The following is an 11413-nucleotide window of genomic DNA, read 5'->3' on the forward strand; positions in this document are numbered from 1 at the left end:
CTCTGCAGAGAATCTCTCAGTAGCCTCAGAGCTCGAGGCGACCTCAAGGATTGCCGGTCTGTCGTGATCAGGGTCATCACGCTGTTCTTCGTAATCGTTTACAAAAATTTTGGTCATGTTGGGTCTCCAGAGTTGAGCCCCACCTGCCGAGGCAGGTGGGGCCTCGGTTCAGCCGCGTGCACGGCGACGGCGATTGGGGGTGGCTGCGCCCTCTTCAGGAGGCGTCACGTCTGGATTGCGGCGGCCAGCATCGAACCGGTCGTGCCGCGCTTTCCGGAGTTTCGGCATATTGCCAGCATCACTGCGGGTCGCGAGGATTTCCGCGTCCAAGTTGGTCAACTCAGACGCATCGTGGGCGATGAAGTCATCGACGGTTGCTGACTTCGAGAAGTCCGTGTCGAGCGTGACGAGGTTGCCCGTTATCGCTCGGAGTCTGGGGATGTCATAGAGCTTGGCGAGTGTTTCACGCTCTCTAGCTCTGGCACCGGGAGCGATCGCACGAATAGCTTCAATCCTGCGCGTCCGTGCGGCAAGACGTTCGGCTTCGGTATTGAACCCTTTGGGTGCTGACCCATCGAGCTCGGAGAAGCGTTGAAGCCCCGTGTAATTTTCATCCGCTACACCTTTGGCCTTCTTTTTCCGTTTTGGAGCTACGGCTTCTGGGGGTGCAGTTGCTTCTCGTTTGGCGAGTTCCAGAAGTTCGAGATGAAACCAGAGCGGCATTCCGTCCGCATAGGTTTCGTCCTCACACAGCAGCTCGACGTAGACTCGCTCGGTTTTGTCCCAAGCGTAGATGACGGCGATGTTTTCGGGGTCGAATTTGATCTTGGTGTGAACCACCGCATCGATCCGCGCCTGCCGCCTTGGCTCGAAGCGCAGATTATTATTGACCAGGCGCTCGCATCCTTCCTTCGAGTAGTAACGCAAGCCGTTGAAGATACGCACACCGCTCTTTGTAACCTTCACATTCAACTTGACGTCGTAGGTCTGAAGCCGAAATCGCCGCAGATCATGCATGACATCAATGCCATGTCTGTTCGCTGATCGGCTGTGGACGAGAGCAGGTGGCAATCCATTCAGCCCATCGTGAGGCTCAGTGTGGTATTCGGCGATCGCCTTGTTCGCGATCGCTTCCATCTCATTTGGAGTTACCACTGCAAGTTGTTCACCGTCGTATTCCGTTCGCCGGCTGTAGTCGATCGTCATGGCGTGGCCTGGGAGGAGTTCCAGCATCTTGCTTGGCAGCGTTCCGAAAGCGCGTTCGCCTATCCCTCGATAAGTCGGCTTTTTGATCGGACAGAAGCGGACCGAAAATGAGCCACTATTGGCCGCGTCTTCCAATCCATGACTGGTGAATTCTGCGGCATTGTCGACGATGATTTCACCAGGCTTCCCGCAAATCCGCTTCAGAATTGGGTAGCGTTCAGCATCGGCAGGAGGCGGCCTCTTAGGGTGGTTCATCCGCCAAATGCATTCGCATATGGTCCAGTAACTCGGCGGTCGGAAAGCGATCACCCAACTGACAATGGCCCGGCTGTGCACATCAATTGCGAGAGTCAGCCAAGGTCGCCCCCCTACAATGTCACGTTCCACGTCGACGACCAGAAACGCGTCGAGCCGCGTGTGATCAATGATGACCTTTTCGAGGTTGCGGGTCGCTGTCAGTGGGCGCCCGCCTCCCCGCATTGTGCCGTCGACAAACGGTTTACTGTGCTTTTCATCCTTGGTGTCCGACCCTTCAAGAGCAATGCACTCGCGTCGGAAGGTGTGGTAGGTGAAGATTGGATAAGGCTTGTCAGGTTTGGCATAGTAGACTGACTTTCCCTCATTGACTTGTTTGAGCTCTGTTGCCGCTTGTGAATAGGCAGTAGTCATCGCGCACCTGGTGGCGCTCCATTCGAGTGCGTGCTTCTTGCGAATTTCGAGCGGCACGTCGTCATCATGCGGTTGGCGTGGAACTTTTCCGGTCAGGCGGACCATCAAGTGCCAAGGCCTATTCCCCGGTTCGCCCCGCTCCGCTCGCCAACGCTTGATTGTTGCTGGCTCATCGTGATCACCGAATTTAGCCTTCAGATCCGGGGTCCACAGTTTGGCAAGCCCTTTAGTGATCGCATTGACGCCGTTTGCGATCCCATTTTCGTCAAGCAGAATGACCTGTGCCATCGTTTTGCGAATGCCTGGGTCAATGGCTTCGAGGTCACTGAGGTCCCATTCGGCCTTTGCCGCAAGAGCCCGCGAGGCGACGATCTTCTGCGGGAGGACGATCTTGATCCTGCCTTCAATTAACAGATTGTCGAAGTCGTCTTCGGTTGGAAATTCGGTCCCTCCCTTTCCGTCTGGAACAAGGAAAGGCTGCCCCGTATGGCAATCCTGCATCAGGAGCCGACCTGGGACAGGGTGTGTCGGCCGCTGATAAGGACGGCCGTCGATCTCTATGATCGTGCCCGCTGGAAGGTTGTAGGGTGGAAGGAATTTAGTCATAGGTATTCTCCTGCGAGAGGACGCACGTCAGCAATCGCTGACCGCAGGCACGGCCCCGGGATCACCGGGTCTGCGATCCCGGCTGGAAAGACCCATCGGTCTTCCTATTCGTTGATGGATCGCCGTTCCGGCGCCGGCCCTTGCCCTATTCGAGCTTCCGGCAAATCAAGCGGAGGATGTCTGTTCGAAGATTGGCGCTGTAATTCGCGCCATTCACAACACAGGCCGAACATTGGCGCGAGGGTGTCTTCATCGCACGGTGCAGGCTGGCGCATTCAAAGCTCGGCGCTGTGAGAAGCCGCATGTCAGTGGATCCTGACCGGGGTGCAGCTGGTGAGGAATGAGCGCAGGTCAATCTCGACGCGTCGCCGGACTGTGAGCGCTTGGATCACTGCGGCGCCTCGGGCCGAACATTGAGGTTCGAGCACATTGGCGAGCTCACCATATGTTGTGTCCGGTCCATTGTTGAGGGCGAAGGCTTCGAAGCACCGCATGTGATGGGGCGAAATGTGAAGGAAGCGCCGAGAGGCGAAGAGCTCTAGATTGTTCCGATGATGGCGACTGACGACGATATCCTCAGCCATGACAAGACGAAATCGCATCCCGATGCGTCGACATATCTCGCGCACGCCGGCAAGCTTCAGGCGGTATCGCTCATCCGCAAGATCGCGCTCGTTTCTTTTGATTTCCCATAGCTCGTCCGGAGCATCGAATAGACTTACTTGCAGGTCAGCATACCATTCGAACATTTCGTTTCCGATCGGGAATTTGAGCAAGCATGGCTCGCTTTGCGCCCATTCGACTGCGTGATCGCATTCGGCCGCAAGGAGAGCGTAGCGCTGCGTCTCGCCTTCCCAATGTTGTAAGCGTTTGCGTTTGAAGCTCGGCCAATAGCCATTCTCGTGGGCGCGATTACCGACGAAGGTGCGCAAGGAGCCGCCGTTCCTTTCGACGATCATCTCACCCATGAGGGTAAGCCTTTCGTCAGCGAGAAGATGGTCGTAATCAGCCGTGACCAGACGCGTTCGATCCGGCGTGATCGATCTATTGAGCAGTAACCTGTCGAATCCGCTGTTGCGCACGACATTCTGAGACAGAGGGATCCGTCTGTGATGATCACTGTCGATGAGGACCTTGGTCATACGACATTCGTCCCCAAAGTCCGGGGCCGAGCCAACCATCTGCTGGAGCGGCTTGCCCGTTCCAATGATCTAGGCCCAGTGCCTCCATGGCGACGCCATTCCACGATTGCGGCCGCGTCGATCGGAGGAGCGCTAGGCGCTATCTGCCTGTGTGCGCCCTCAGCTTTTTCATGAAGGTCGGCCTCTTTATCCCTTTCATCCATACACTTGCTCCTCATCGTGATATTCACGTGTTTTTCACTAGACGTTTATGATCTAGTCGCATGAGCGAGGAAATCAAGTATTTTTCTATAGACAAGGGAGCGACCTGATTTTAGGCTTGATCCATGACGAACGATGCAACTGGCGCAGACAAGATCATTGCCAAGATTTGGCCAGAGGAAATGCCTGAGCGGGAGCGGATGATCCTCGACGGCCTGGTGCCCGAGAAACGCAAGCTGGCGCTGGCAAGGCTCGAGGCCGTCTGGCGGGCGGAAAACGGTGAGCCGTTGAAGCCACTCGCAGACAGTTTGGGGTTACGCCGCGCTGCTTTCTTTAACCTGAGAAGAGCTTGGCGTGAACGCTCGCTTGAAGGCGTGATCCCTAACGAGCACCGTAGTGCCCGGAGGCTATCGGTAGAGGAAGGTTCGCCTATACGGGCTGCAACTCGCGAAATGTTGCTGTCGGCTGGGCCGGGGGGCCGAAACATTGATATCGCGAAGCGTCTGATAGCCGCACACCCTCACACCGATGATATTGGCGGAACGAATGAGCAAACGCGATTGCAAGCTGCGGAACGGCTCGTTCGTGACGAGCGAAAGAAATTGGCTACCGATGTAGAGTTTCTCCAGAGGCACTTCGGGCAGCATATCATCATCGATTTATGCGCGGTCGCCATTCTGTTGCTGGGGCAACGAGAATTGGCTGTCGTTGCGGTTTGCCTCGATGCCGCCAGTGGTCTCGTTCTGGGAAGCTCACTCAACAGGCTGGAAACAGCGAGCGAGACACAGCGGGAGGCAGCGGACAACGCTTGGCGGTTTATCTACGACAACAGACTGGATCGTCCGGTAGACGCATGGCCGCGGTGCCATCTTGATATGGTCGTTCCGCCTGGAATTGATGAAGCAAAAGACCGGGCAGCGCTCGAAGCGGCTACGGAAAGCTTTTCGCTTCATCCCTCAGCCTCCTATGCCTTCGGACGAGAGATCCTTCAAAAAGTTGGGCCAAAGATGGGTCGCTTGAGCTTCGCACCGCGAAAGACACTTGGTGTGGACGCCGCTCAGTTCTCGAAGAGCCGAAAAATAACAGAACTTCCACCGAGCGCTGCTATTTCACACTGGGAACGGGAGGTTCTTCGCCACAACGAACCGATCATTGCTTCGTTGAAAGAAGCCCGTATTTGGGGCTCAGGCGTGTCCGAGGGGCGGATGCTTGCGACACTCGAGGCAGTCGACGCCTACCTGATCTAAGCCACGGTGTGGCGATCATGCCCCAGTGCCTTCGATGAACTCGAGCAAGGAAGAGATGTCTCGCGGGTTGCGAAGATTGTCGGGTTGGCTCTCATCGGAACCCAGGAGCCTTGCGCGCACAAGTGCCCGTGCATCATCAATATGAAGGGGAATCTCGCCTTCTGGCAGCCGTAGCGCGCGGCCTTTGTTGCTCGTTGCAACCAATCTCGGTCGTAATCTGATACCGTTGTTTCGCTGGCCAAGCAGAGCCTCTGCATATCGACCATATTGGTATGCACTGGGACTATAGGCGACCGCTTCCAAGCCCGTTTGCTCGAGCGCCTTGCTGAGAACCTGCCAGGATTTGTCGTCTCCGGCCGGGATGGCGATCGTATGTGCACTGCCATGCAGGTTCTTGATAGCGCTCGCGAGGACGCGTGCACTTTTTCCAAGCGTTGGCATTCCATCGAACAGATCGATCATCAACACGCTCGGCGAAATCGTTTCGATGGCGAAGGCTGCCAGAGGTCTGTGAATGCCTGCGCCATCGAAGATCACTGGTAAGTCTAGCACAGCATAATCGATAACGATGTCGGCGAGTGCAATCATGTCAGCAGGCAATCCGGGTTGCCGCTGCGCAGCAATGTATCGCATCAGCTTTTCACGATGCGGCAAGGCGATCGACGCTTCCTTCGCCCGAGCGATAACCTTCTGCGTGATCTCATTCGGGAGTGCACCGGGAGACCGTGCCAGAACGTCCTGAACCAACTTCTCTAGCAAGGGCGTCAATTTGATCGACTTCTTCCTTGCTCGGGTGCGTCCGACGAGAGCCTGCGGATCGCGCAGCACTCTCCAAGCCTTATGGAGATTATAGAACTGTGCCACGCTAATCCCGAGCCCCTGCGCATACCCCTCCGCATTAGCTCGGCCTGGCGCCTTCTCGAATGCCAAAAGCATTTCCAGTCGTCGACGAACCTCTTCTTGCCGATCGGGGCGTATAGCTGACAGGTTGATCTCACTCGCACCATTACTGTTCATGTTTTGTTCTCTCATTGGGTCTACTTCAGTCGTCGGATAAGGGTGATATGCTGAGGGCTGCACTGCAGCCGAGCACCAGTTGTGGCGGTTGCCTTTTCGGTCCTCGGAGGCTTGATGGCTGACGCCAGTGAAATTGAATGGCCTCACGCAACGTGGAATCCGGTGACGGGCAACACGAGGATCATGCCCAGCTGCGACAACTGCTAGGTTGCGCAGCTCGCTGACCGTCTCCGTGCGGTGTTAGGCCACCCTTTCGAGAACGGGTTAGACCCTACCCTGCATCCCACAGGGCTTGACCAGCTTCTACGCTGGCGCCGTTCCAAAACGATCTTTGTGAATTCGATGAGCGAGCTGTTTCAAAAGCGTGACTCAATCGTTTGTCGACGATGTCTTTGACACCATGGAAGGGGCTGGCGGGCGAGTTTTCAGTTGCTGGCCAAGCGCAGCTCAAGAATGCCCGACTAGTCGCAATGCCGGAAATTCCGGTTCAGTCAAACTATTCGCCTTCTTTACCAAGTGATGCGACCCGCATAAGTTTACAAACCTTCGATCCTACTTCCCTGTTCGAGCCTAGTTCGCCACGTTCTTTTTAGAACCACATAAACGTCATCGCGATCATTCAGCTCGCCTGGAATGATTCCATTACGCAACTTTTTTAACATTTTCATTTTTGCAACTAACTAGGTTTTCCGCCGAATTTAGACGATAAAGACGAATTTCTACTATCGAAAAAAGCGATAGGCTCGACATTTTTACACTTTTTCATCTTCTCCACAAAATTTTTTCATCCTAAAAGCCAATCCATCAACGGTGACTTGTTCGTCGGAGATAAATTGTAACCAATACTGCCAGCGAATTCATGATCCTCTGAGCTATCGGTCGAATGTGAAGTTTGGACAGAACGAAAGGCGAATTTTTCTATGACTACAATTATTCTTACAATCATCGGCATCTTGCTCGCCGCTGCTGCGGCTCTGATGGTGATCTTCTATGGTGGCGACGCCTTCAATTCGGGCACAGTTGGCGCACAGGCCAACCAGTATCAGAATGCGGGCACTAACGTCATCTCGGCAGTGCAGATGTTCAAGGCTGAACGCGCCACACGTCCGGCGAACATCAATGCGCTGACCGTTGCGGGCCCCAACGGAGCTTATCTTGATGAACTACCTGCTCTGCCGACCGGTGTCGCAGGCGTTCTGGCGACTGAAACCGTCGGGACTGCCCCGAACGTCACAACGCGCGATCTCTATGTCGTGACCGGTGGTGGCACGCCAGAGACGCAAATTTCCAGCCCAGTCTGCGATCGGATCAATTCGAACCTTCGTGTGACGCCCGCTACTGGCGCAGCCACCGTCGCAGCAGCCCAAGCTCTTGCAGCTGCTGCTGGTGCACCCAAGATGGGTTGCTACACGACCACTGCCGGGAATGTGTTCATCGCCAGAGCGTAATCGGCGCTAACCTATCCGGAGGCGAAGCGCATTCCTTCACGTTGAATGCTGCGAAGGCTTCGCCTCCAGGACTGGCTACAAGTTACTCGCATCATGTTGTGAGAATGCGTGATGTGGGCAGCTCCCCAGCTGTGGTGGTCGGGGGGCAACACGCAGCCAGTGGTCGTGAAAAACGCTGGCAGTTTGGGCCATGTTTCCTCGTGGTGACCAATCCCCCGACGTCGGGATGACGTGACAGCCGGAGAGACGGCGCCTCATTTGCAGCTAAGGTAATTGTTTTCTGCGTTCGCGATGCGTGCTCACGAAGCGGAAGGCAGCTACTTTCCCCCAGCGTCGGGACAATGCGACAGCAAAAGAGACTGCAATCCAATCACTTTCCAGACCGCAGTCGACCGTAGCCTCCGAGCTAGGTCAATTTCCTTCAGCCAATCAATCGGTTTACGATTTTTGAACCCGCCGATGGGCATTATGCTGGCATGAAGAAGCTTTATCTTTTTGCAGTGACTTTGGGCATTTCAAGCCAGGCATTCGCCCAATCTACCACGTGCATGAACCTCGGGGGCGGGTTGATCACTTGTGATACGGCCCAGCCGCAAGGGAACGTTCGCACCGAATGTATGCAGCATGGGACGATCACCAGCTGCAACTCCACGGGTCGGACCGATCAAGGTGCCGCTGCCGGCGGAAGCGTCATGTCTTTCATTGATGGCATCAATGAGCGCAAGTTCAATAAGCGTGTGGGCGAGATGCTGGCTGCTGGCGATTGCATCGGGGCAGCGAACTATGCATTTGAAAAGGGCAGGCTGGAGGTTGGCCAAGCAATCGCAGATCGCTGCCAGCCTGCGCCTACAGCGCCGCAATCTTCTCGGCCGACGAACCTTCCTTACAGCGAGCTGGCTCCGATGATTGCGAGAGCGGCAAGCGCTTATCCTCCCGGGTTCGTGATCGGGGATGGCCTTGTGGTAAATTCGTTCCGGGCTGACGGCGGGACACTGAGATTGTCGACAAACCTCGATCCAGCGTCGAACCGGGCGTCCGTAATCAGGCTAGTTTGTGAAAACCCCGGCATGCAAGCTGTGCTAGTTCATGGCGGCTCTATTTCGATCGATCTGAAGGGGGAATCAATGGACATTTCACGTGGGGACTGTAATCTCTAGCCATTGTTATGCTATGGTTTTTCTATGACAGGGCCACTCCTCTACATCGCGTTGCAAGTCGCCGTCGTTCCTGCTGGCCAGACCTTCAATTGCACGCCGACTCACGTCTGGGACGGTGATGGTCCAGTGTGGTGCGCAGAGGGGCCAAGGCTTCGAATATCAGGGATTGCTGCCCGTGAAATGGATGGCAGCTGTTCGGCTGGACACCCATGCCCTGACAGCGACCCGATCGCCTCCCGAGATGCGCTTGTTGCACTCCTGGGTAGGCGAACCGGCGTAGGGCCGCACGGACATATTCTGGTTTCCGGTCCGACAATGCGTTGCACATCGACAGGGCGCGCGGGCGGTGATCGAACCGGAGCCTGGTGCGTATCGCCGAGATCCGGTGACATTAGCTGCGCGATGGTTCGTGGTGGATGGGCTGCACGCTGGGATAGATATTGGGGAAGGCACCAGTGCTGATGAATGACTGGGGCAGTGAACCGACTGGAAAGCCTGACCCCTGGCTACGCCTTGAGGCAGCAGCGCTGAGCGCATGTGTGTTGGCCTCCTACGCCGCCTGTTTATATTTCCTCGTCAATTGACGTCAGACCTATCACTGACCTGGCTTTCCCACTGCCAATCCTGATATAATTGCCGCAGGTGTGATGGCCGGCAGACCATCGTCTTTCACGATGCCGTCGACAACAGGCCGGAAAAGTGATGCCAACACGATGGCCCTGTCCTGATCCGTGGCTGCGGATTCCTTTTTCAAGGCGAGGTAAGTCTCGGCCATCGACGCCCGCGATGTCGCATCAATAGCGAGGTGGTGCTCTGTCATATACGTCCGAACGACGATGCGCATGATCCAGAAGAACACCGTCAGATAAAGCAACGTCGTAAGCGTGGCGTGTAGGCCGCCTTGCGGTTGAGGCGGCTTCTGCGATGTCTGCCTGCTTTTGGCGGAGCAGCGCGGTGGATGAAGCAGTCGGTTCGGATGAGAGTAGTCATAAGAGCAGTCATATGACTGGTCGGATGGAGGTGATCGCCCGGGTGTCGGGTCGGCGGTTCTGGACCGTCGAGCAGAAGCTGGCGGTGCTGCGGGATGCGTTTGGCCCTGGCGGATCAGTGCGTGCGGCGATGGATCGGCATGAGGTCACCAGCGGATTGCTCTATACCTGGCGCCGCAACGCGATGGCGGGCTTGTTGATCGATCGGCCTTCAAAGGCACCGACCCGTCTGGCAGAGCCCGTTCCTCCCTCGTTCGCACAGGTCGTCATATCCGATCCGGTCTCGTCGCCGTTGGTCTCGCCATCACCGCCATCGCCGCCATCGCCGTCACCACCGATACGGACATCACAGGCCGCAGGCTGTATCGTGATTGATCTGCCGACCGGTGTCAGGCTGAACGTCGATGCGACGGTGGATGCCGAAGCGTTGGCGCGCGTGCTGGCGGTGCTTGAACGATGATCGCGCTGCCGCCGGCGACGCGGGTCTGGCTTGCGTGCGGAGCCACCGACATGCGCAAAGGCATGTGTGGCCTCGCGTTGATGGCGCAGGAGGTCATGAAGCAGAACCCCCATTCCGGGGCTGTCTTCGCCTTCCGCGGCCGACGTGGCGATCTCGTCAAGCTACTCTGGTATGATGGTCAGGGCTTTTGCCTGTTCTCCAAGCGGATCGAGCGGGGCCGGTTCGTCTGGCCGATGAGCCAGACAGGCGTCGCGCACTTAACTGCCGCGCAGCTTTCGATGCTCCTGGAAGGCGTCGACTGGCGGCATCCTCAACGGACCTGGAGACCGGCCCTGGTCGGTTGATAATCGGCGGTAATCAGCCGTTTTTGATCGCCTTGATCCGCCTGATCCGGTAAGGATCAGACGTGCAGCAGGACGCTATCTTCCCATCCGATACGGACGCGCAGATCGCCGGGCTGAAGGCCCAGATCGACGCTCGTGATCGCGTTATTGCAATGCTGCGCGCCCAGCTTGCTCAGTTGCGACGGATGACATTCGGGACTTCGTCGGAGAAGCTGGCGCGCGAGATCGAGCAGCTCGAACTGGCGCTGGAAGAGTATGAGGCTGAAGCCGTCAATGCCGATGCGCGCATGCCCGATATCGTTGCGGCGTCTGAACGACCGGCACCGGTCCGCTCACTGCCAACGCATCTACCGCGCCACGAGATTATCCACGAACCTGCTTCTGGCACCTGCGCCTGCCCATGCTGCGGCGGTGAGCTGCGTCAGCTCGGCGCCGATGCCGATGAGATGCTCGACATCGTGCCCGTCAGCTGGCGCGTCGTGCGCAATGTCCGGCCCAAGTATAGCTGCCGCGCCTGCGAGCGGATCGTCCAGGCGCCCGCGCCGCCCAAGCCGATCGCGCGCGGCAAAGCAACATTCAGCACGCTCGCCCATATCGTCGTCGCCAAGTTCGATCATCATCTGCCGCTCTACCGCCAGGCTGAGATCATGGCGGCGCAAAGCATCGAGATCGATCGTTCGACGCTGGCGGGCTGGGCGGGACAGGCCGCACATCTGCTCGAGCCGATCGTCGCCCGCATCCGCGAGGAAGGCCTCAAGGCCGCTAAGATCCACGCCGACGATACGCCGGTCAAGGTGCTCGCGCCCGGCAGCGGCAAGACCACAACCGGCAGGCTATGGGCCTATGTCGTCGACGATCGCAGTTGCTCTGGCGTGTCTCCTCCGCTTGCGTGGTATCGCTTCACCTCCACCCGTGCCGGCATTCATC

The 11413-nt window shown here is 57.1% G+C and carries 10 protein-coding genes; 6 read left to right on the plus strand and 4 right to left on the minus strand.

Annotated elements, in window-relative coordinates:
- Positions 1-168: 168 nt before the first annotated feature.
- Together ACSSV3_RS14460 and ACSSV3_RS14465 are read right to left on the minus strand one after the other, a co-directional pair.
- Positions 169-2481, minus strand: a complete 2313-nt coding sequence (locus ACSSV3_RS14460; protein ID WP_354327099.1) for a transposase family protein — start codon at positions 2479-2481, stop codon at positions 169-171.
- A gap of 305 nt (positions 2482-2786) precedes the next feature.
- Positions 2787-3623 (minus strand): hypothetical protein, encoded by an 837-nt coding sequence (locus ACSSV3_RS14465; protein WP_354327100.1) that lies wholly within the window; start codon positions 3621-3623, stop codon positions 2787-2789.
- 326 nt (positions 3624-3949) lie between these two features.
- Here ACSSV3_RS14465 and ACSSV3_RS14470 point away from each other — a divergent pair, with 326 nt between their 5' ends.
- The gene (locus tag ACSSV3_RS14470) at positions 3950-5071 is read left to right on the plus strand and encodes a hypothetical protein (protein ID WP_354327102.1); all 1122 of its coding nucleotides are present in this window, start codon (positions 3950-3952) and stop codon (positions 5069-5071) included.
- A 15-nt stretch (positions 5072-5086) separates the two neighbouring features.
- Here the strand turns inward: ACSSV3_RS14470 and ACSSV3_RS14475 are convergent, their stop codons facing one another.
- A complete protein-coding gene (locus tag ACSSV3_RS14475) occupies positions 5087-6088 on the minus strand; it encodes a hypothetical protein (RefSeq protein WP_354327103.1) in 1002 nt (333 codons plus the stop codon).
- A gap of 920 nt (positions 6089-7008) precedes the next feature.
- On the opposite strand from ACSSV3_RS14475, the gene ACSSV3_RS14480 reads away from it, so the two are divergent.
- Entirely contained in the window at positions 7009-7536 is a 528-nt protein-coding gene (locus tag ACSSV3_RS14480) for a hypothetical protein (RefSeq protein WP_354327104.1), read from the plus strand.
- A gap of 476 nt (positions 7537-8012) precedes the next feature.
- Positions 8013-8693 (plus strand): hypothetical protein, encoded by a 681-nt coding sequence (locus tag ACSSV3_RS14485; protein WP_354327106.1) that lies wholly within the window; start codon positions 8013-8015, stop codon positions 8691-8693.
- A gap of 595 nt (positions 8694-9288) precedes the next feature.
- Here ACSSV3_RS14485 and ACSSV3_RS14490 read toward each other — a convergent pair.
- Positions 9289-9552, minus strand: coding sequence for a DUF6161 domain-containing protein (locus tag ACSSV3_RS14490; RefSeq protein WP_354327114.1), 264 nt, complete (start codon positions 9550-9552; stop codon positions 9289-9291).
- Positions 9553-9695: 143 nt separating this feature from the next.
- Here ACSSV3_RS14490 and tnpA point away from each other — a divergent pair, with 143 nt between their 5' ends.
- The 3 genes from tnpA to tnpC form a co-directional block, all read left to right on the plus strand.
- Positions 9696-10142: an IS66-like element accessory protein TnpA gene (gene tnpA, locus ACSSV3_RS14495; RefSeq protein ID WP_354327110.1), complete on the plus strand. Its 447-nt coding sequence runs from the start codon at positions 9696-9698 to the stop codon at positions 10140-10142.
- Complete coding sequence (gene tnpB, locus ACSSV3_RS14500) at positions 10139-10486, plus strand: IS66 family insertion sequence element accessory protein TnpB (protein WP_354327111.1); 348 nt, start codon at positions 10139-10141, stop codon at positions 10484-10486. The genes tnpA and tnpB overlap by 4 nt, the downstream gene beginning before the upstream one ends.
- Positions 10487-10548: 62 nt before the next feature.
- A partial coding sequence (gene tnpC / locus ACSSV3_RS14505) for an IS66 family transposase (protein WP_454184824.1) occupies positions 10549-11413 on the plus strand: 865 nt, incomplete at its 3' end.

Source organism: Porphyrobacter sp. MBR-49 (assembly GCF_053628655.1).

What these genes read in the sequence shown, in the direction of transcription:
- ACSSV3_RS14460 (WP_354327099.1), bottom strand. Translation starts at nt 2,481, where the DNA reads ATGACTAAATTCCTTCCACCCTACAACCTTCCAGCGGGCACGATCATA.
- ACSSV3_RS14465 (WP_354327100.1), bottom strand. Translation starts at nt 3,623, where the DNA reads ATGACCAAGGTCCTCATCGACAGTGATCATCACAGACGGATCCCTCTG.
- ACSSV3_RS14470 (WP_354327102.1), top strand. Translation starts at nt 3,950, where the DNA reads ATGACGAACGATGCAACTGGCGCAGACAAGATCATTGCCAAGATTTGG.
- ACSSV3_RS14475 (WP_354327103.1), bottom strand. Translation starts at nt 6,088, where the DNA reads ATGAACAGTAATGGTGCGAGTGAGATCAACCTGTCAGCTATACGCCCC.
- ACSSV3_RS14480 (WP_354327104.1), top strand. Translation starts at nt 7,009, where the DNA reads ATGACTACAATTATTCTTACAATCATCGGCATCTTGCTCGCCGCTGCT.
- ACSSV3_RS14485 (WP_354327106.1), top strand. Translation starts at nt 8,013, where the DNA reads ATGAAGAAGCTTTATCTTTTTGCAGTGACTTTGGGCATTTCAAGCCAG.
- tnpA (WP_354327110.1), top strand. Translation starts at nt 9,696, where the DNA reads ATGACTGGTCGGATGGAGGTGATCGCCCGGGTGTCGGGTCGGCGGTTC.
- tnpB (WP_354327111.1), top strand. Translation starts at nt 10,139, where the DNA reads ATGATCGCGCTGCCGCCGGCGACGCGGGTCTGGCTTGCGTGCGGAGCC.